Origin of the sequence: Streptomyces sp. NPDC001568 (assembly GCF_042893755.1) — a bacterium.
In the GTDB taxonomy this organism is placed as follows: domain Bacteria; phylum Actinomycetota; class Actinomycetes; order Streptomycetales; family Streptomycetaceae; genus Streptomyces.
Genome location: NZ_JBIAVF010000032.1, coordinates 1 through 18,931 on the forward strand (window position 1 = coordinate 1; position 18,931 = coordinate 18,931).

Genomic DNA, 18,931 nt, shown 5'->3' on the forward strand with positions numbered 1-18,931 from the left:
TCGCCACCCGCTACGACAAACGAGCCCGTCACTACAAAGCCCTCGTCACCCTCGCCTGCCTACGACTCTGGCTCCCACAATGACATTGCGGACAGGCCCTAGTGCTCTGACCGCATAGGTTCACCGGGTTGGCGGTGGCCCGGTCCGGACCGGTTGGACGTGGGCAGACATCCAACCGTGCGGGGAGGCGTGGTGGCGGAGCCGGTCAGAGAGAGACGCGATGGTGACCTACTCCTCCATCTCCCCGGGCGACATACGAGTGATCTTCTGTCCCTCCGCGGTCTCGACCAGGGTCAACGCGCCGATCCAGTTGCCGTCCTCGGGATACTCCCAGTTGGCCGCGTCACAGAGCAGTGCCTGAAGCTGGTCACGAGGCACCAGCTCGCCGGGCTGGAATCCTTCCTGCCCGGCAGGGGAAGTCCACGGCGCGACCCTGCGCACCTCGATCCAGTCGCGGTCGACGAGACCGAGCAAGACCTGCGCCAGTTCGCTGACCGGCGAGGACTGATCGGCTTCTTCGAGATCACCCCAGACGCCGGGCAGGATATCGATCTCATAGGAATTGATCAGGAAGGCCCTCTCCGACTCAGTCAGGGTCTCCCACTTCTGCTTGCTCACGCGGTCATCGTCGCAGAGACCGGGACACAATCAGCCCCACACCGGACCAAACGACCCAGCCAACACGGCCCTCTCCCGGCCTCCCGATCCCGGTGAACCTACCCGGTCACAGCACCAGGGTGCTGAGCGATTTCCGCGTTCGCTCCACGCCCACGGCGTCTCGCCAGGGGCTATGACGCCGTCCTGGTCAGCGACGCCCACACGACGGTGGACCTGACGTCCATGGGTGCGCCCGGGCCGCAGCAGGTCATCGCGCACACGAACCTGTACTGGTCACACCACAACGCGCCCGGACGGACGGCCGGTACGGTCGAGACCAAGGGCGTGGAGTTCGGCGCCACGTCCTGAGTCGGGCAGCACCGGCCGTACGAGGGACCGGCGCATCTCGTCTCCTCCCGGCGGAGAAGCCCGCGCCACGGCTGCCCTTCAGGGATGCGCCGGAAACACAGCCGTAGCGGTCCCGGTCGGAAACACGCGCGCGTTGTTGATGTACAGGTGCAACGACCCGTCGTCCGGGCACCGCAGAGCCAACGAGAGTCCGCAGATCCTGCGGTCGGTGGTGAGGACGACCGCGACGGCGGCTTCGAACACGTTATGTCCGTCCGCGCACCGAACGAGTTCGGGCGGATTCCCCGGACCGCACAGGGATGGGGGAAGCGGGGCTCCCGAAGGCTCGAGCCGCCAGGGGTACTGCCCGGGAAACCCGTCCTCCCAGCCGTTCGGTACGCCCAGGGGCAGGCAGCAACCGAAGCACCAGCACTCCCCGTTCAGCTCGAACTCTTGCGAGCCGCACGTCGGGCACACGAGCATCAGGGCTTCGGCCCGCCCACCACCGGCAGCCCCTCTCACCCGTTGGAGCAGGGCTGCACGCCCCTCGGTCCCCCGCACAGGGCCAACCGTCCACGCATCTCCGACCCTCACGAACCGGCCCCTCCCACCTGTTGGTCCCTGCCCGGCCGCCGGATCGGGTGTGTGGCCCCCCGGTGGGTGGCCACGTACACATCCTCCCACCGGCTCCGCCCGGAGCCGCCCCTTGCGGTCGCGGACCACGGCTGGTCACCGTACTGCTCACCGGCGTCAGGGAGATCGGATGGACCCGCAGTACACACCGACCCGCTCCCCCATGCTCCTTCTGCGACAGGCCGGGCGACGAGGCGATGAAGCGCGCCGAGCCGCCTGGGAACGCTTCTCCGGCGGGGGGAGTGGCCCCGGTGGGTGCCCGAGCCCATGAGAGCGTCCAGGGCATGCCGTTCCCCGTGCGGGTCCGGGCGTCCGGCCCGTGGAAAGGTGGACGAGATCGCATGCGGGGCCGGGTATCCGTTGGTCAACCGATCAGGGCCTCGGTGATCTGACGGGTGGTCTGCGCGGCGACCCGCGGACTGACGGCGGCGTAGGAGGTGTAGGCGTTCAGTCCGGTGGCCAGGGCCCAGCCGCGACCCCGGGTCCAGGTGGCGTCGTCGACTCCGAGCTCGGATCTGAACACGGCGCGGCTCCCGGCGGACATCAGGGTGAACGCGATGGTCAGGTCGCAGGCCGGATCGCCGATCCCGAGCTCGCCGAAGTCGATGACCGCGCTGAGGCGGCCGTCGACGGTCAGCAGGTTGCCGGTGTGGAAGTCGCCGTGGAACCACACCGGAGGGCGGCCCCAACCGGGTGCGCTCAATGCCGCGTCCCACAGCTCGGTCATGGCCGCGGCGTCGAACGTACCGGCGACCTCCGCGATGGCGGCCCTCGTCGCGCGGTTCCGGTGGGCCAGCGGCCGACCCGCGAGGTCCGCGCGAGCGTCCTCGACCGGGAACTCGGGAGCGAATTCCTGAAGGGCCTTGAGGAATCGAGCCAGTTGGACGGCGGCGCGGGACGAGTCCGCCAAGGCCTCGGTGGTCGCCACCTCGCCGTCCAGCCAGCGGGACACCGCCCACGGCCACGGATAGTCGAATGCGGGCTCCCCCACGCCCACCGGCACGGGAACGGCCAGGGGGAGGTGAGGTGCGAGTCGGGGAAGCCACTCGGCTTCCTTCGCGGCCTGCCCGACTGCCCCCGCGTGCCGGGGCAATCGTACGGACAGGTCCTCGCCCAGGCGGTAGATCACGTGGTCCGAACCGGCCGGGTCGACAAGCGTGAGGGGCCGGTCGGCCCACTGCGGGAACTGGGCGTCGACCAGGCGTCCGGCCAGTGCGGCATCGATCGCGGGGCGGCGTTCAGCGGTGTTCCCGGTCGTCAAGGGCACTCCTGCTGTGGGCCCGCTTCGTGCGGCGGGCGATCGGAGCCATCACAGTGCCCCGCGGGGTCGTCTGTCGATCGGTTTTTCGATTGGTCCTTCGATCCGTCGGCCTCCGCCACCTGCTTCCACGGCGACCGAACAGGGCGATCCGCCCGCGGGGCTCCTTCACCCTTCGGACCGGACCCCGGCCTACTCCTCACGTGCCGGACCCAGTACCCGGCGCACGGCGCCGCGCAGCCATTGGTGGGCTCCGTCGGCGTCGTGACGCGGGTGCCAGGCCATGCCGATGGTCAGAGGGGGCAGCGGCAGCGGGATTTCGAGCAGGCGCAGGCCCAGCGCGTGCGCCGTGCCGCTGAGGGGTGATGGGGGCTCACCCGGCAGTGCGGTCGGCACCAGGCAGACCGCGTCGCCGGCCGCGGCCAGCGTCATCGCCGCCAGGTGTCCGGGCAGGACCGCGCTGACCCGCCGGCTGAGCCCTCGCTCGGCCAAGGCCCCGTCCAGCGGGCCGGTGAAGCGGCCCCGGCGGCTGACGGCCACGTGCTCGGCCGCGGCCAGCCCGGCGGCCGTCAGGGGTCCTTCGGCGAGCGGGTGCCCGGCCCTCACCCCGGCCGCCATCCGCAGCGTGACCAGTTCCTCGACCCGGGTCTCCGGGTCGACGTGGTCGATGGCGCCGATCTCCAGGTCGATCCGGCCCTCGCGCAGCGCGGGGCCGGCCTCCCATTCCTCGGCCAGCACCCGCAGCGAGACGCCCGGCGCCCGGCGGCGGGCCAGCGCGAGCAGACCCGGCGTCAGCGCCGCACCGACCAGGTCAGCGGCCTGGACGGTGAACGTGCGCGCCAGCGCCGCGGGGTCGATCCCGCCGCTCGGGGCGAGCAATGTTTCCAGCCGGCGCACCACCGCGGCCGCCTCGTCCCGCAGTTCCTCGGCGCGCGGTGTCGGCACCATCACCTGTCCCGCCCGCACCAGCAGCGGATCCTGGAGCACCCGGCGCAGCCGGGCCAGCGTGCGGCTCATCGCCGCCGGCGAGGTGTGCAGCCGCGCGGCGGCGCGGGTCACGCTCTGTTCGGCCAGCAGGGCGTCGAGGGCGACGGCAAGATTGGCGTCGAGGTTCATGTTCGTGCTGCTCACCGGCATTATTCCGTTTCTGGCAATGATGGGTTGCCGAGGTTCCCATTGTGGCAAGGCGGGGGGCGTCCGCACGATGAGGAGGCCCCATCGATCCGACAAAGACCGCGAGGTTTTCATGATCGTCATTACCGCCCCCACCGGGAACATCGGCCGGCGGCTGCTGTCGCTGCTGGTCGAGGCCGCGCCCGCACGCGGAGAGGAGTTGCGCGTCGTGGTCCGCGATCCGGCCCGGCTCCCCGAGGCCGTGCGCGAACGGGTCGAGGTGGTGACCGGCTCCCACGGCGACGCCGCGACCGTCGAGCGCGCCTTCGCCGGGGCCGACGCCGTCTTCTGGCTGGTTCCGCCGGACGCCTCGACCACGCCCGACGAGGCGTACAGCGGCTTCACCCGCCCTGCCGCGCTAGCGTTCGCGGCCCACGGCGTGGGCCATGTCGTCGGCGTCTCGGCGCTCGGCCGGGGTACCCCGCAGGCCGACCGGGCCGGGCTGGTGACCGCTTCCCTGGCCATGGACGACTTGATCGCCGGTTCCGGCGTCGCCTACCGGGCCCTGGCCAATCCGTCCTTCTTCGAGAACCTGCTGGAGGAGGCCGATTCGATCCGCGAGCACGGCGTCTTCGTCGACACCGGGGCCGCGGACCGCCCGGCCCCGCTGGTGGCCGTCGCCGACATCGCCCGGGCGGCGGCCGGGCTGCTGCTCGACCGCTCCTGGACCGGTGTCGACAGCGTTCCGGTGCTCGGCCCGCAGGACCTGTCGCCGAACGACCTGGCCCGCATCATGACGGAGGAACTGGGCCGCCCGGTCCGCTACCGACGCCAACCGCTCGACGAACTGCGGTCCACCCTCCTCGGGCACGGCCTCAACGAGGCGTTCGTCGACGGCATGGTCGACATGAAGCGCGCCAAGGACCAGGGCCTGGACTCGGGCGTCGACCGCTCCCCGAAGGTGGGTCCGGCCACGGGATTCGCCCAGTGGTGCGCACAGACCCTGGGGCCCGCCGTCCTCACCGCACCGGAGGCAACCGATGCCCACTGACCGAACCCGGCCGCCGGTCACCGCGTTCATCCTGGTCAAGACCACACCGGAGTGGTTGGCGATGACCGTGGCCGAACGCGTGCACGCCTTCACCACCCGGGTCGTCCCGGTGATCGAGGCCCGCACCCGCGGCGTGCGCTCCCGCTTCTACGACACGGAGTTCTACTCGGCGCGCGTCACCGACATCTGGGTCTGGGAGGCGGACGACCACGACGCCTACCGGCTACTGATCGACGCGCTCCGCGAAACTCCTTTCTGGGACCGCTACTTCGAGGTCGTCGACCTGCTCGTGGGCACCGAGAACGGCTACGCCCGTACGTACGACCTGGAGCCCGTGGCCACCCTCGCCACCTGACGCCGCTCCCCTGCCCGGCGGGCGTCAGGAGGTGTGGTCGGGCCAGGGGATGTCGGTGGCCACCGGGGCGCCGTAGTCGATTCCGGGCACGGAGAATCCGTACAGGCGTCGGACCTCGGCGCGGAACCACTCGACGTCGGCGAGCTCGGCGATGGTCGCCGTGGTGGCGCTCTCCCACCGCTCGGCCACGGCCGCCTGGACGTCGTCGGTCAGTTCGAAGGTGTCCAGGCGGATCCGGCCCTCTTCGTCCAGGACGAGCGGGGCGGCGCCGGTGAGCTGGTCCCACAGGGCGGCGAGTTGATCGATCGGCGGGACGAGGCCCTCGCCGAGGACCCCGCGCAGGAGGCCGGTGTAGAGGGCGATGCCGGGGATGGCGGTGGAGGACTGGGTGACGGCGGCGCCGTTGACGGAGGTCACGGCCCGCCCGCCCACCAGTCTGTCGAGCCGCTCGTTCAGGGTGCGGGCGGTGGCCTCCAGGTGGGCCTTGGCCGCGCCGATGGTGCCCTGTCGGTAGAGCGCGGCCGTCAGCGACGAGCCGATGTACGACAACGCGGCGGTGGCGAACCGGTCGGCGAGCAGTCCCCTCCCGGCGAGGTGGTCGATCCAGCGCTCCCAGTCCGCGCCGCCCATCACGGCCACGGTCTGCTGTACGTCGTCGCCCTCGGCCGGCTTCGTCTCGACCTCGCGGACGTCGGGAACGCCCTCGTCGTCGAAGGTGAGGGTTTTGGTCCGGTTGGTCCGGCCGATCGGCTTGAGGACCGAGGCGTAGGCGGCACCGGTGTCCGGGTCCGTCCGTCGGGGCGCGGCCACCGAGTAGATCAGGTAGTCCAGCCGACCGCCGAAGCGCTGCTCGATGAGGTCGGCGACCTGGTCCTTCATCGAGTCGGAGAACGCGTCACCATTGAGGAAGACCAGGTCCCGCCCGGTCGCGCGGGCGATGTCCGCGGTGGCGGCGGTGCGGTACCAGCCGGCCGTCGCGGTCCGGCGCACCGTGGGGGCCTTCTCGAAGGACACCGCGATGCCGCGGATGCCGGCGCGCTTGAGTCCGGCGAGTGTGGCCGCGAGACCGTATCCGGCGGACGAGCCGATGATCAGCGCGACCGGTCCGTCATCCACCTGAACTCCGGCGGGGGCGTTGGATGGGGCGGGGCATGCCTGCCACATGTCGGCCACCAGCTGCCGGCAGCCCGCCGGGTGGGAATCGAGGAAGAGGAAGCCCCGGTTACGGGGGGCGAGAACGCGTTCGCTCACGATGGCAGTCCTTGGGTCGACCGGGACACGGACGCGGCGACCAACCCGGCCGACCGCGTCCTGCCAGTCTGGGACAGGTCCCTCGAGCGGGACTGCCCCACCAGGAACAACGATCATGCTCCGGTCTTGGAGCGTTCCACCACTTGCGGCCGAGTGGGCGGCGGTCGCGACGCGTGGGGACGTCCTCCTCGCTGTCCCCGCCCCAGCAGCGCGACCTCGACGCGCCGGCCGTCACGGCTTCGCCCACCCCGCCCCGGACGACGCTGCGCTCGGCGCGGAAGGCGCGGTGCGGAGGGTGGGCGATGATTCGGACCGTGACTTCTACAACCCCGTCCGAGCCCATCACTGCCGAGAGCGATCGGATCAAGGTCTGGTTCCGGTTCGTGCCGCGTGACGGCTGGCTGCCCCACGACACCGAGGGACTGTGGGCCAAGCGGCTGAGCGGTGATACCGCCCGCGTGGAGAACATCCCCTTCTTGCAGGACGGAGTGGCCGAGGGCGAAGTCGTCCGGTTCGTGACGGACGCCGACGGCCTCCACTGGGCGAAGGAGCGGGTGGAGGCATCGGGGAACTGCACCCTCCGGGTCCTGCCCGTTCCTTCCGGTCCGCTGGGCCGAAGCGCTCGGGCAGTACACGAGCGGTTGTCACCGTTCGGGCTGGGCGGTGAGGTCTACAGCGAGGATTTCCCGCTGGTCGCCTTCACCGTGCCGGCCGACGCGGACCTCGGTCGGATCAAGGCGTTGCTGATCCACGGCCGACAGGAGGGGTGGTGGCACTTCGAGCTCGGCTGCGTCACCGACGCGTGGCGCAACGCCGGCCAAGAACCACAGCCGTAGCCCGGCGCGCGGGCCGACAAGTCCCCTGCCTCCGCGCTCCCGTAGGCGTGCTGAAGTGTGCCCCACTTCACGGTCGTCAGTACCTCCCGGGCCGAGGGCGGGAGTACGCAACTGACAGCGGTGGCATCCAGGTCCGGCCGGCACGACGGACCCGATGCCCACGCCCCGGCCTCGCCGTCATCAGGTGGCCTTGCACCCTTTCAGCCGCAACCCCTCCGAACGAGGCGGGGTTCGTGTGCGGATCATCCGGTCGGCGGCCCCGTCGGCGGGCGACGTCGCCCCGGTCCGCGGCCGGTCCCGGGCAGCAGGCATGATGCCTCCGTGGCAACAAACCTTGAGGTCTTCGCGGACTACTTCCAGATTCACGTCCTGGACGAGAACTCCGAGGGCGACTTCGGCGACGTGTGGAACGTGCAGACGCATCGGGACGGGCTCGGCGTCGTTGAAGACGCCTTGGCCATCGGCACCGCCGCCAACGACACGGTGGCGGTCACTGTCCATGTCCTCACGGGCCGGCCCGTCGATGACAGCGACGACTTCGACCATGTCGTCGAAGCCGGTTTCCACGTGCCCTCAGGATGGCTCGTGGTGATGGGCTGCACCGACAGCCTCGACGACGCGGCCCGCTTCGACGTGCCCGCCGGCTGGACCCGAGCCCGAGTCTCTCGCCGGAACCTCGCCGCAGCCACCCGTTGGCTGGAATCGGACGAGGAACCCGAAGCGACGGAGGAGCTCCGACTGCAAACCTGGCCGGCTCCGTTCTCGGCGCCGCACATCGTCAAGCGGTGGTCCCAGCCGGAGAGCTGACCCCCGCACGCGCACGCCCGAACCGGTCGGCAGACTGCGGGATCCCGACCGCCGGCGCCGCCTCGGCCCCGGGGATGTCAGGGCCGGGTCTGGGGTGGCTCGGGGGAATTCCTGATCACGGGGTCCGACATCCCGAACATGATCGGTACATGATGAATCGACTTCGGGGGACCCACCGCGGCGCGCACTTGGCGGCTCCGCCAGCTCGCCGCGCAGGGCCGGACCAGTGCCTGGTGCCCGGTGCTGGTGTTGCTCGGCACGGGGACGCTGGTCACCAGCCTGGACCTCCTGCCGCTCGCGGCGTTGCTCTTCCTCGCGGCCCTGGTCCCGACGGGGCGCGCAGCGGCGGGCGGCAATGGACAAAGGCCGGATCGGATGGCCGCCGGTACCCCACCCCGGCCGGTGGGCGCGGGCCGGTACGGACGGGGCCCGCGCGGCGGGCCGCCGTCCCCGGCTCGCGGTCGACGCGGCGCGTCAGGCCGGTGTGGTGGCGGGTGGTTCACCACCCGCTACGGGACCCCTCCTTCGTCCGCGACGCCCTCGGCCTCCCAGCGCAGCAGGTCGCCCGGCTGGCACGCGAGCACCTCGCACAGCGCGGCGAGCGTCGCGAAGCGCACTGCCTTGGCGCGGCCGTTCTTGAGAACCGCCAGGTTGGCGGGGGTGATCCCCACGCGGTCCGCGAGGTCGCCCACGGACATCTTCCGCCGGGCCAGCATCACGTCGATGTCCACGACGATCGGCATCAGATCACCTCGTCCAACTCGGCCTGCATCTGCGCCGCTTCGACGTCGCGCGCGACGGCCTGGACGAGCAGCATCCGCAGAACGAGCACGATGAGCGCGACCCCCAGGATCGCCAGGCCGATCCCGCCCATGATGACGGTGACGCCCGGGTCCTCGCGCTGCCCCGGCGCGTTGATGGCCGTGACCGCGAACCAGAGGAGGGCGATCGCCACGATCGCGCCGATCACGGCGTCCACGTACCGGAAGGCGGCGTGGGAGAAGACCGTTCCGCGCCGCACCATGGCCACCAAGCGCCACACGCTGACCAGCGCCACCTGGCCCGCCACCATGCCCAGCACCACGATCACGCGCAGCGGGGTCAGCGGGAGCGACTCGTCCTCCTGACCGGTGAGCAACGTCCACACCATCATCGCCTGCACGAGCACGGTGCCGGCGAGCACCACCACGAGCACGGCGCGGAGCGCACGCACCGCCAACTTTCCCATGACCCCATCCCTCCATCGACTTACGATGTGAATCTATCGAATCTCGATAGGTCGAGCAAGGGGCGGGATGGCCCGCGGGAGCCGGTGCGGCATGACGGCCTTCTGGAGTAATGCGCGGGACTCCCCCACCCCGTTGCCGGGAAATGAGTGGGCCGGCGCCTAATTTGTGAGCGGATCGGCGCGGGGCGAACGGACGGGCTCGTCACCCTCCCGCCCGGTCAGTACGTCGAAGCGACGAACGTCGACCACGGGAGCTCACACATGAATGCCATCGGCGAGACGGACGGCGTGCCCAGGCGTCGATTCGTGGCGCTTTCCGGAGCCCTGGGTGCGGGAGTGCTCCTGACCGGCGCCGGCGGCGGCAATGCGGCCGCCGCGACGTCTCCGGTTCCCACTCCCGACCCCTGTCCCACGGCTCCGAACCCGCCCGGAGGACCGAGCCCCTGCCCTCCGTCCGGTCTCCAGGGCCTCTGCGGCAGTCCCGCCGACAACGACCCGCTGTGGCAGGACGTGCAGTACTGCACGCAGGGAATCGTTCCGCCGAGCGGGATGCGGCCGACGTGCCTCAAGACCACCCCCAACCACGTGGTGCTGCACGGCAGGCCCGAAACCCCGCACAACTATCTGCTCCTGCCCAGTTGCCGGATCACGGGCATCGAGTGCCCGTTCCTCGTGACGTCCACCGTCGCGAACTACTGGCACGAGGCGTGGGAGAACGCCCGTCGCGGCGGCGACGTCCCCGTGCAGTACCCCAACATCGGGCTGGGGATCAACTCGCGGAGCGCCCGGCGTCTGAACCAGTTGCACATCCACATGGCGGGTGTCCGGGACAGCACGCAGCGACGGCTGCAGGCCCTGGAGACGGCGGGACGTATCGCCCCGCAGCCTTCGAACTGGGGAGACCTCCAGTACCAGGCGCTCGTGACGGGCACGCTGGGCTCGGGCGACCGCACCTACCGGATCCTCAGGCTCGACAGCCTCACGCAGAACCTCTTCGCGCTGCTGAACGTCAACGTGGTGCGGCGGTTCGGGCTGAACATGGCGGACCAGACTCTGATCGTCGTGCCGAAGATGGCCGCGACGGGGTTCACCGGAACCTTCTACGTCCTCAACAGCGACAGCTCGCTCCACGACGGGACGGACACCTGCGACCACCTGCTCGTGTACACGTAGCCGAGGCCGGCCGACCCCGGATCGCGCGTGACGTGGGCGACCGCCGCGCGGCCCGCCCCCTCGCCGGCATCAGGGAGATCCCTCGTCCCTGGGGGAACGGTGGCGGGGGGCTTGGTCCCGCGGGCCGGGGGATCTAGCGTGCACCGGGTGAGCGGAACGGCATTCGGGGATCGGGCCCCGCGCATCCCCGGCGGTGACGGGCCGGACGACGGATCCGCGACCGGAACCGATGGTGACGGGTGGGACGCCCTCGTCGACACGACCGGCCGGCTGCTCGGGCTCCACGGCCGGGTCGCCGTCCACGGGGGGTGGGGCGCGGGGAAGTCCACCCTGGTGGCCGCCGTGTGCGGGCGCTGGACGGGGCGGGTGGTGCGCCTGCACAACCGGCCCGGTGACGAGCACCTGCCCGGCTCGGGGCTCATGCAGCTCGATGAGGGGCTCGTGCCGGACGGCGTCGCGGTGACGGTTCCCGCCGATCGGTTGAGGCTCCGTGCGCGGGTGGCGCGGACGCTGCGCGAGATGTCTCCCGTCCTGTTGGCGGTCGATGACGTCCAGTGGCTCGACCCGATCAGCGCCGACGTGCTGGGGTACGCGCTCCGGACGGTGGACCGGCGGCTCCTCGGCGCGGTGACGGCGGAACGGACGGTCCGGTGGCCGGCGCGCTCGGCCGACCTGTTGGGCGGCCATCCGCCGGTCGTGAGCGTGTCTCCCGCAGGGCAGGAGGAGGTTTCCGACCGGCTGGAGGCACTCGGCCTTTCGGCGCGCTGGAGCGGCGCCGTGCTGCGCCACTGCGGCGGCAACCGTGCGCTGCTGGCGGCCTGTTGTGAGGGACTTCCGCAGCTCGTGCGGCATTGGCCCGCCTCCGGGCGGCCGTCGGGTCGGGTCGCCCTCGACGGGCTGCGGCGGGTCGAGGGTCTCGCCGAGGCTTGGCTGGGGACCGTACCGGCCGGCGCGCTACGGACTTTGCGGGTGGCTTCGCTGGCTCACCGGCCCGACACCGACCTGTTGCACCGGGCCGGGTGCCCGGAGGCGTACGAGCACCTCGCGCACGCGGTGCGGGCGGGGGTGCTGGTCTCCCCGGAGAACGAGGCCGACGCCCGGTCCGGCGCCGTCCGGTTCGCGGCGCGGGCGTTGGCCGACGCGGCGGCCCGGACCGGGTCCGCCGCCGAGCGGCGGGGCGATCACGCGGCGCTGGCCGTCGCCGTCACCGACCCGATACGCGCCGCCCGGCACCGGGCCCTGGCGGTGGAGGGGGTGGACCGGCCCACGGCGCAGGAGACGGCGCGGGCGGCCGCGACCGCGCGGGAGGGCGGCGACCGCGCGCTGTCGGCCGAACTCATGCTGCTGGCGGCCCGCCTGACCCCGCCCCACCTGACGGACCTGAGGTCACATCGGCTGGCCGACGCCGCCCAGGAGGCGGCCGCCGCCGGCGATGTCGATGCCGCCCACGGGGCGGCCCTGCGCATCGTCGACGACCACGGCCGTCCCGCCCATCAGGTGCGGGCGCTGCTGGCGGTCGTCGACGCCTGTGGCCAGGACCTCGCCACGACCGAGTCCTTCCTCGCCGAGGCCCGCGGAGCGGCGCGCGACGATCCGCGGCTGAGGGCCGCCGTCGAGTTGCGGGCGTCCGTCAGGGCCAACGTCGCCTCCGCGGACTTCGAGCGTTCCTTCCTGCACGCCACCCGTTCCGCCGCGCTGGCGCGGAGCGCCGGGGACGACGGCCTGCACGCGGCGGCGCTGACGATGGCGGCCCGGATGGCACGCCTCCTCGGCCGGCCGGGCGAGGCCAGGACCACCCTGGAGTCAGCCTTGGCCCTGGGGGTGCCGCCCGGCGCGCTCGGTGTCTCCAACAGTCCCGAGTACCTGGCCGCCCGGCACGCCGTCTTCGACGGGGACCTGCCGCGGGCCCGGGCGGCGCTGCTGGAACTCCTGCCCCTCGCCCAGGCCGCCGGGGGCGCCGAGGGTCTCACGGACCTGTGCCGCAGCCTCGCCGAGGTCGAGGCCGGACTCGGCGCGTGTGCGGGTGCGCTGGCCTGGGCGGACCGCGCCCGAGTCCACACCCGGGAGGCCGACCTCTCGCCGGGACCGGCCTGGTACACCTCCGCGCTCGTGCACGGCTGCGGCGGTTCCTTCGGCCGGGCCCTGGAGTACGCGCGGCGGGCCCTGCACGCGTCCCGCGCCGAGGGGGACGTCCTGCACACGACCCGCAGCCTGTGGATCACAGGAGCCGTGTACCTGCACAGCGGTCGGATCGAGGAGGCCGTGGCGGTCTTCGAGGAGATCGGCTCCATCGAGGGCCCTTCGGGGGCCGGTGATCCGGCGGTCCTGCGGTGGCGGCCCGACGCCGTCGAGGCGTTCGCGACCGCCGGGATGCCGGACCGGGCTTACGGGTTGCTGGCGGAGCTCGACGCATCGGTCACCGGCGACGCCTCGCACGCCATGGTGCGGGTCACCGCCTCCCGGGCCCGCGCCGTGTGCCTCGCGCGGGAGGGAGAACTGGGGCGGGCGGTCGAACTCCTCGATGACGCCGCCGCGGCCTTCGCCGCGATGGGCCGCCCCGTCGAACAGGGTCGTACCCTGCTGGCGCTGGGGCGGATCGAGCGGCGCAGGCGACGGGTGGGCGCCGCCAAGGCCGCGTGGGAAGGGGCGGCCACCCTCTTCGGCGCGGCCGCGGCTCACCCGTGGAGTGCGCTCGCGGACGGTCACCTCGCCCGTCTCTCGGGCACGACGGCCGCCCCGGCGCACGAGGACGGGGGCGCGCTCCGGCAGCATCCGCCGCGTGGCGGCGGGGCGTCGGCGGTCGTGCTGACGGAACGTGAACGCCTCCTCGTCGACCTCGTGACCAGCGGCAGCAGCAATCCGGAGGTCGCCCATCAGCTCTTCGTCTCCCGCAAGACGGTCGAGGCGATGCTCAGCCGCGTCTACCGCAAGGTGGGCGTCCGCAACCGCACCGAGTTGGCGGCCCGCACGGGGTCCTGGGACGCCTGACGGACCGGCCTGCGGCCCCGTCCCCGCGGCCCGCCGTACGGCCGGTCAGTCGGTCGTGTGCCGCACCGTTGCCCCGCCTCCAGGTTCCGGAGGCGGGGCAACGGTGCGGGCCCGCGATCGCGCCCCCACCGCCGGGACCGCGGGCCGCTCACGCCGGTCAGGACCAGATGGTGAAGGTGGCCGTGACCGTCGACTTCTTGCCGGCCGCGTCGGTGACCGTCAGGGTCACGTTGCGAAAGCCCCAGCCGCTCGGGGTACCGGAGATGACGCCGGTGGCCGCGTTGATCGTGAGGCCGGCGGGCAGGTTGGTCGCGGTGAAGGCGTACGGAGTGGTTCCGCCGGTGGCGGTCAGCGGCAGGGTGACGGGGCGGCCGACGTAGAGGGTCTGGTTGCCGGGGCCGGTGAGGGTCGGGCTGCCGGAACCGGTGGAGGTGATGGTCCAGGTGAAGGAGGCGCTGCCCTTCTTGCCGGCGCTGTCGGTGGCCGTGACGGTGACCGCGTGGGTGCCGGCGGCGGTCGGGGTTCCCGAGACCGTGCCGGTCGCCGGGGCGATGGACAGGCCGGCCGGGAGACCGGTCGCCGACCAGGTGTAGGGGGCCGTCCCGCCCTCGGCGCCGTTCTTCAGCTCGACGGGGCTGCCCGTGGGGTGGGACTTCGCGGACACGGCGGCCACGGTGACCCCGCCGGGCTGCGGGGTGGAGGTGGCCAGTGCGGCGCCGAACCTGGCGAGTGCTTCGTTGACGGGCTGGAAGATGGTGAACTTCTCGCCGCTCCCGCTGCTGCAGGTGGCGCTGCCGCCGCCGGAGTGCAGGCCGACTGCCTTGCCGCCGGTCGCGGTCACGTAGCTGCCGCCGGAGTCCCCGCCGGCGGAACAGGCGCTGGAGTAGGAGAGGCCGTTGATGACGACGTTGCCGTAGTCGACGCTCTGGTCGACCTTGGTGACCTCGCCGCACTGGAAGCCGGTGGTCTGGCCGGAGCGGCAGACGGCCGTCCCCACCACGGCTTCGGCCGTACCCGTGAGGGTGACGTCGCCCTTGCCCCAGCCGGACACGGTCGGGGCGAGCTCCCAGCCGGCCTGGTCGACGTCGACGATGCCGAAGTCGCCCTCCGCGGCGTTGACGCTGCCCGTGCCGTTCTTGTTGGAGGTTCCGACGCGGGTGCCGTCCTTGCCGTAGGCGGCTTGGCCCACGTCGTTGGTGCAGTGACCGGCCGTCAGGAAGGCCTTCGCACCGCCGCTGGTACGGGTGACGGGGAAGCCGATCGAGCAGGGGCTCTCGCTGCCGGGCACCCACTTCTCACCGCCGACGACATTGCCGCCCTGCTGGCGGGGGCCGTCCGTGGACTCGGTGACGTCCACCAGGCCTGCGAACGCGGCGAGGCGGGTCCGGAGCACGGCGGTGGCCCGGGTGGGATCGAGGACGACCGCGACCCGGTTGGCGCGGACGTCGGGACCCCAGGAGAGGAGGCCCGGCGCGTTCCGGGCCCAGGCGCCGATCTGCCGTGCGACGGCTTCGAGTTGGTCCGCGGAGTGATCGACCTGCTCGGCGACGGCTCCGGCACGGCGGACCGCGGCGGCGTCGGCGGGGGCGGTGACCGCGGCGTGCAGTCGGCCGTCGGCGGCGTCGAACCAGACGCCGGAAACGCGGTCGCCCACCGTGGCGCGGACGGCCGTCGCGACCCGGTCCGCAGCCTGTTCGGCGGCTATCCGGTCGCGGACGCCGTCGGCGGAGAGGCCGAGGTCGCGGGCCATCGCCGCCCGCACGTCGGCCGGTACGGACGCCGCCGGATCCGGTGATGCCGGGTCCGGGGAGGAGCCGGCGTGGGCGGGCAGCGTGCCGAGTGCCATCAGGGCGGTGGCCGCGACGACTCCCGTGAGGACGTGATGATTTCGTACGGGGCGCATGGGGGTCTTTCCCTTTCACGAAGGGGGCCGGTGTGGAGGGCACCGGGGTGGGGCCGCCGGAGGGACGCATCGCTCGGGTCGACGGGCGACGGCCGCTCCGCGACACCGCACGCCGACCTCGTGGGTCGCGGGCGGTGTCCCGCAGGGCCGTTCGGCGCCGGGTCGGCCGATGGGCCCGTTCGGGACTGGCCACAGCCTCGGGGGTCGGTGACGGCCGTGAACAGCGGGGAGATCCCTTGCAACGCGCCGGGCGGGCGGGGGGAGCCGGCGCGGCCCCGGGGTGCCGGGCCGGATCCATCCGCGGCTGCGGGCGACGCCTACGACCCGCGTGGAGTACCGGTCGGGAGGCCGCGACCGACAGCGGGTAGGGGTGGACGGGTACGGACCCGTACGGCCGGCGAGGTGCCCTCGACCGCTCGCCCCGGGATCCGTTCCCGCGTTCCCCTCGCCCGTCCCCCGACGTCGACAAGGACAAGGACCCCCATGCAGAACGTCACCCTGAACAACGGCGTCGAGATGCCCGTCCTGGGCTTCGGCGTGTACCAGATCCCGCCCGAGGAGACCGAACGGGCCGTCGGCGACGCCCTCGCCGCCGGCTACCGGTCGTTGGACACCGCGGCGGCCTACGGCAACGAGGAGGCCGTCGGCCGGGCCATCGGGGCCGCCGGCATCCCGCGTCAGGACCTGTTCGTCACCACCAAGCTGTGGGTTTCCGACGCCGGTGAGGACCAGGCGCGCCGCGCCTTCGAGACCTCGCTGCGCAAGCTCGGCCTGGACCACCTCGACCTGTACCTGATCCACCAGCCGTACGGGGACGTGTACGGCTCCTGGCGTGCCATGGAGGCCCTGCGGGGTGAGGGGCTCGTGCGGGCCATCGGCGTGTCGAACTTCCACGGGGACCGGCTCGTGGACCTGATCGAGCACAACGAGATCACCCCGGCGGTCAACCAGGTCGAGACCCACCCCTTCCACCAGCGCACCGCCGACCAGGAGCTGATGGAGGAACGCGGGGTGCAGATCGAGTCCTGGGGTCCCTTCGCCGAGGGCCGCAACAACCTCTTCGGCCATCCGGCGCTCAGCGCGATCGCGGCCGCGCACGGCAAGTCGGTGGCGCAGGTGGTGCTGCGCTGGCTCGTCCAGCGCGGGGTCGTGGTCATCCCCAAGTCGGTGCGGCCCGAGCGCATGGCGGAGAACCTGGACGTGTTCGACTTCGAGCTCTCCCCCGACCAGATGGCGGCCGTCGCCGCCCTCGACACCGGCGCGTCGCTGTTCTTCGACCACCGCGATCCGGCCGTGGTCAGCCGGCTCGGCAGCCACGTCCTGGGCAGCTGATCGGCGCCTCCGCGCCCGCCCGCCCACGGGAGCGCCGTGCGGGCGCCGGAGGGGCGGGCCGGGGGGCCGTTGTCAGGCTCTGTCAGGCTCCGGCTCGGATCGGGCCGATGAGGGTGCCGGTGGCCACCTGGAAGTCCCCGTCGGCGACGGAGGTTCCCGGGATCGCGCCGCCCGGGGCGCCGAGCGTGAACGACGCCTCGTCCGCCGGGGTCGTGCGGCCCTGCTGGGGAACCCGGATGTCGAAGTGGACGGGGCGTCCGGGTCCGAAGGTCACCACGGTGTTCTGGTCGCCGTACCGTTCGGTGGTGACGCCGAGAGCGGTGCCCTGCGCGGCGAAGGCCACGTCGGTCGGGGAGCCGACCAGCCGGCACGCCTCGTATCCCGTCGGTGCGGTCAGCGTGACCCGGTAGTGGAGGTGCCCGGATTCGGCGCGGTCCGCGGTGATCCGCGCGAGGTGGTTGGCGGGGCGACAGGCCGAGGGGGCGGACGCGTGGCTCACCGGGGCGGCCTGCGCGATTCCCGCGCCGGCGATGGCGGCCGACATGCAGGCGGCGATGACGACGGACGTGCGGCTGGTGTGCATGCTGAACTCTTCCTGCCTTCCGACTGGTTCCACGAACGCCCTCCACGGAACCACGGGCCGCCGCGAACGCCGCCCCGACGCTCCGTCGGCGCCATCCGCACCCGGGGCTCGGCGGCGCCCGTCGCCGCATGCCGGGCGCGGCGCCCTCACGGCGCTGCGGAAGAATCCTTTTCTCTTCCGACCGGGCATACGGGTGATCTTCGCCGGTCCGTCCATCCGACAGTCCCTAAGATCCACTTCCGTGACAGAAAGTAAGTACGCCCGAGTCGCGCAGGACTCGGCTGATGTGGTGATCGTCGGCGCCGGTCCCGCCGGGCTGGTGCTGGGGAACCTCTTACTCCGGAGCGGGATCGACTGCGTCGTCCTGGAGCGCGCCGAGCGCGAGCACCTCCACCACCGGGCACGGGCCGGCTTCCTCGCCGCCCACACCGTGCGGGTCCTCGCCCGCAACGGCCTGGACGAAGGGCTGCGTCGGCGTGGTCAGGAGCACGGCGTCTGCGAGTTCCGCACCGAGGACGGACGTTTCCGTCTGGAGTACGGCCGACTCGGCCGCGGCGAGCCGCACACCGTCTACCCCCAGCACGAGCTGGTCCCCGATCTGCTGGCGCGGTTCCTCGAAGCCGGCGGGCGGGTCCGGTTCGGCGCCGAGGCCACGGCCATCACCGACGCGGACGGCCCCCGCCCTTCGGTGACGGTGCGCGACCGGGACGGCCGGCCCGCGCGGTGGCGGGCCCGGTACGTCGCCGCCTGCGACGGTCGGCACGGCGCGGGGCGGCGCTCCCTCCCGGCCGGGGCGGTCCGCCGTCACCAGCGGGACCACGGCGTGTCCTGGCTCGGCCTGCTCGCCGAGGCACCGCCGAGCATGGACGCCGTCGGGTACGCCGTCCACCCGCGCGGCTTCGCCGGACACATGGCGCGCTCGACCGAGAACACCCGCTACTACCTCCAGTGCGAACGGGGACACGAGCCCGGAGCGTGGAGCGAGGAGCGGATCTGGGACGAGTTGGCCCTGCGCATGCGCGCGGCCGAGTACGGCCCCCTGCGGCGCGGCCGGATCCTCCAGCGGGGCGTCGTCGATCTCGAATCCGATGTGCTCGAACCGCTGCGGTACGGCTCGCTGTTCCTGGTGGGCGACGCCGCGGCGCTGATCAGTCCCGCGGCCGCCAAGGGGGCCAACCTCGCGGTGCTGGAAGCCGAGATCCTGGCCCGGGCCCTGACCAACGACCTCGTCCGCGGTGACCCCGAGGCGCTCGACCACTACTCGGACCGGTGCCTGGCCCACGTCTGGCGCGCGCAGGAGTTCTCGCACTGGATGATCGGTCTCCTGCACGGTGTGTCCGAGGCGGAGGGGACGGCCGTTCCCTTCCAGGAGCGGCTGCGGTCCTCCCGCATCGCCTCGCTGCGCGACTCACGGTCCACCCAGGACTGGTTCGCCGACCACTACGTCGGCATCTGACCCGCCCCCGCTTCGTTCC

The 18,931-nt window shown here is 72.6% G+C and carries 16 protein-coding genes and 2 pseudogenes; 10 read left to right on the forward strand and 8 right to left on the reverse strand.

Annotated elements, in window-relative coordinates; genetic code table 11:
* Positions 1 to 83, forward strand: a pseudogene (locus ACFY0I_RS38050) (IS5/IS1182 family transposase); the annotation flags it as partial.
* Between the two features lie 145 nt (positions 84 to 228).
* On the opposite strand, the gene ACFY0I_RS38055 reads toward ACFY0I_RS38050, so the two are convergent.
* Positions 229 to 618 (reverse strand): hypothetical protein, encoded by a 390-nt coding sequence (locus ACFY0I_RS38055; protein ID WP_388904265.1) that lies wholly within the window; start codon positions 616 to 618, stop codon positions 229 to 231.
* 165 nt (positions 619 to 783) lie between these two features.
* Here ACFY0I_RS38055 and ACFY0I_RS38060 point away from each other — a divergent pair.
* A pseudogene (locus tag ACFY0I_RS38060) lies at positions 784 to 966 on the forward strand (cysteine hydrolase); the annotation flags it as partial.
* Between the two features lie 976 nt (positions 967 to 1,942).
* Here the strand turns inward: ACFY0I_RS38060 and ACFY0I_RS38065 are convergent.
* Both ACFY0I_RS38065 and ACFY0I_RS38070 read right to left on the reverse strand, forming a co-directional pair.
* The gene (locus tag ACFY0I_RS38065) at positions 1,943 to 2,839 is read right to left on the reverse strand and encodes an aminoglycoside phosphotransferase family protein (RefSeq protein WP_388904267.1); all 897 of its coding nucleotides are present in this window, start codon (positions 2,837 to 2,839) and stop codon (positions 1,943 to 1,945) included.
* Between the two features lie 189 nt (positions 2,840 to 3,028).
* Positions 3,029 to 3,952 carry a LysR family transcriptional regulator gene (locus ACFY0I_RS38070; RefSeq protein ID WP_388904323.1) on the reverse strand — a complete coding sequence of 308 codons (924 nt, stop codon included), beginning with the start codon at positions 3,950 to 3,952 and terminating at the stop codon, positions 3,029 to 3,031.
* 130 nt (positions 3,953 to 4,082) lie between these two features.
* Here ACFY0I_RS38070 and ACFY0I_RS38075 point away from each other — a divergent pair, with 130 nt between their 5' ends.
* Both ACFY0I_RS38075 and ACFY0I_RS38080 read left to right on the forward strand, forming a co-directional pair.
* Positions 4,083 to 5,000 carry an NAD(P)H-binding protein gene (locus tag ACFY0I_RS38075; protein ID WP_388904268.1) on the forward strand — a complete coding sequence of 306 codons (918 nt, stop codon included), beginning with the start codon at positions 4,083 to 4,085 and terminating at the stop codon, positions 4,998 to 5,000.
* Positions 4,990 to 5,355 carry a darcynin family protein gene (locus ACFY0I_RS38080; RefSeq protein ID WP_388904270.1) on the forward strand — a complete coding sequence of 122 codons (366 nt, stop codon included), beginning with the start codon at positions 4,990 to 4,992 and terminating at the stop codon, positions 5,353 to 5,355. The genes ACFY0I_RS38075 and ACFY0I_RS38080 overlap by 11 nt, the downstream gene beginning before the upstream one ends.
* Positions 5,356 to 5,379: 24 nt before the next feature.
* Here the strand turns inward: ACFY0I_RS38080 and fabV are convergent, their stop codons facing one another.
* Positions 5,380 to 6,606, reverse strand: a complete 1,227-nt coding sequence (gene fabV, locus ACFY0I_RS38085; RefSeq protein ID WP_388904271.1) for an enoyl-[acyl-carrier-protein] reductase FabV — start codon at positions 6,604 to 6,606, stop codon at positions 5,380 to 5,382.
* A gap of 314 nt (positions 6,607 to 6,920) precedes the next feature.
* On the opposite strand from fabV, the gene ACFY0I_RS38090 reads away from it, so the two are divergent.
* Positions 6,921 to 7,442 carry a DUF4265 domain-containing protein gene (locus ACFY0I_RS38090; RefSeq protein WP_388904272.1) on the forward strand — a complete coding sequence of 174 codons (522 nt, stop codon included), beginning with the start codon at positions 6,921 to 6,923 and terminating at the stop codon, positions 7,440 to 7,442.
* A 321-nt stretch (positions 7,443 to 7,763) separates the two neighbouring features.
* Positions 7,764 to 8,249 (forward strand): hypothetical protein, encoded by a 486-nt coding sequence (locus ACFY0I_RS38095; RefSeq protein WP_388904273.1) that lies wholly within the window; start codon positions 7,764 to 7,766, stop codon positions 8,247 to 8,249.
* Between the two features lie 509 nt (positions 8,250 to 8,758).
* On the opposite strand, the gene ACFY0I_RS38100 is transcribed toward ACFY0I_RS38095, so the two are convergent.
* Complete coding sequence (locus ACFY0I_RS38100; protein ID WP_388904275.1) at positions 8,759 to 8,992, reverse strand: helix-turn-helix domain-containing protein; 234 nt, start codon at positions 8,990 to 8,992, stop codon at positions 8,759 to 8,761.
* On the reverse strand, positions 8,992 to 9,477 hold the full coding sequence (locus ACFY0I_RS38105) for a DUF2975 domain-containing protein (protein ID WP_388904276.1): 486 nt from the start codon (positions 9,475 to 9,477) through the stop codon (positions 8,992 to 8,994). The genes ACFY0I_RS38100 and ACFY0I_RS38105 overlap by 1 nt, the downstream gene beginning before the upstream one ends.
* 261 nt (positions 9,478 to 9,738) lie before the next feature.
* Between ACFY0I_RS38105 and ACFY0I_RS38110 the strand changes: the two genes are divergently transcribed.
* The gene (locus ACFY0I_RS38110; protein ID WP_388904277.1) at positions 9,739 to 10,650 is read left to right on the forward strand and encodes a CDP-diacylglycerol diphosphatase; all 912 of its coding nucleotides are present in this window, start codon (positions 9,739 to 9,741) and stop codon (positions 10,648 to 10,650) included.
* A gap of 147 nt (positions 10,651 to 10,797) precedes the next feature.
* On the forward strand, positions 10,798 to 13,638 hold the full coding sequence (locus tag ACFY0I_RS38115) for a LuxR C-terminal-related transcriptional regulator (RefSeq protein ID WP_388904278.1): 2,841 nt from the start codon (positions 10,798 to 10,800) through the stop codon (positions 13,636 to 13,638).
* Positions 13,639 to 13,795: 157 nt separating this feature from the next.
* On the opposite strand, the gene ACFY0I_RS38120 is transcribed toward ACFY0I_RS38115, so the two are convergent.
* Entirely contained in the window at positions 13,796 to 15,541 is a 1,746-nt protein-coding gene (locus ACFY0I_RS38120; RefSeq protein ID WP_388904279.1) for a putative Ig domain-containing protein, read from the reverse strand.
* A 483-nt stretch (positions 15,542 to 16,024) separates the two neighbouring features.
* Between ACFY0I_RS38120 and ACFY0I_RS38125 the strand changes: the two genes are divergently transcribed.
* A complete protein-coding gene (locus ACFY0I_RS38125; RefSeq protein ID WP_388904280.1) occupies positions 16,025 to 16,873 on the forward strand; it encodes an aldo/keto reductase in 849 nt (282 codons plus the stop codon).
* A gap of 82 nt (positions 16,874 to 16,955) precedes the next feature.
* On the opposite strand, the gene ACFY0I_RS38130 is transcribed toward ACFY0I_RS38125, so the two are convergent.
* A complete protein-coding gene (locus ACFY0I_RS38130; protein WP_388904282.1) occupies positions 16,956 to 17,456 on the reverse strand; it encodes a DUF4232 domain-containing protein in 501 nt (166 codons plus the stop codon).
* Positions 17,457 to 17,742: 286 nt separating this feature from the next.
* On the opposite strand from ACFY0I_RS38130, the gene ACFY0I_RS38135 reads away from it, so the two are divergent.
* Positions 17,743 to 18,912, forward strand: a complete 1,170-nt coding sequence (locus tag ACFY0I_RS38135) for a 4-hydroxybenzoate 3-monooxygenase (protein WP_388904325.1) — start codon at positions 17,743 to 17,745, stop codon at positions 18,910 to 18,912.
* Positions 18,913 to 18,931 lie beyond the last annotated feature (19 nt).

What these genes read in the sequence shown, in the direction of transcription:
- ACFY0I_RS38070 (WP_388904323.1), bottom strand. Translation starts at nt 3,952, where the DNA reads ATGAACCTCGACGCCAATCTTGCCGTCGCCCTCGACGCCCTGCTGGCC.
- ACFY0I_RS38075 (WP_388904268.1), top strand. Translation starts at nt 4,083, where the DNA reads ATGATCGTCATTACCGCCCCCACCGGGAACATCGGCCGGCGGCTGCTG.
- ACFY0I_RS38080 (WP_388904270.1), top strand. Translation starts at nt 4,990, where the DNA reads ATGCCCACTGACCGAACCCGGCCGCCGGTCACCGCGTTCATCCTGGTC.
- ACFY0I_RS38100 (WP_388904275.1), bottom strand. Translation starts at nt 8,992, where the DNA reads ATGCCGATCGTCGTGGACATCGACGTGATGCTGGCCCGGCGGAAGATG.
- ACFY0I_RS38105 (WP_388904276.1), bottom strand. Translation starts at nt 9,477, where the DNA reads ATGGGAAAGTTGGCGGTGCGTGCGCTCCGCGCCGTGCTCGTGGTGGTG.
- ACFY0I_RS38110 (WP_388904277.1), top strand. Translation starts at nt 9,739, where the DNA reads ATGAATGCCATCGGCGAGACGGACGGCGTGCCCAGGCGTCGATTCGTG.
- ACFY0I_RS38120 (WP_388904279.1), bottom strand. Translation starts at nt 15,541, where the DNA reads ATGCGCCCCGTACGAAATCATCACGTCCTCACGGGAGTCGTCGCGGCC.
- ACFY0I_RS38125 (WP_388904280.1), top strand. Translation starts at nt 16,025, where the DNA reads ATGCAGAACGTCACCCTGAACAACGGCGTCGAGATGCCCGTCCTGGGC.
- ACFY0I_RS38130 (WP_388904282.1), bottom strand. Translation starts at nt 17,456, where the DNA reads ATGCACACCAGCCGCACGTCCGTCGTCATCGCCGCCTGCATGTCGGCC.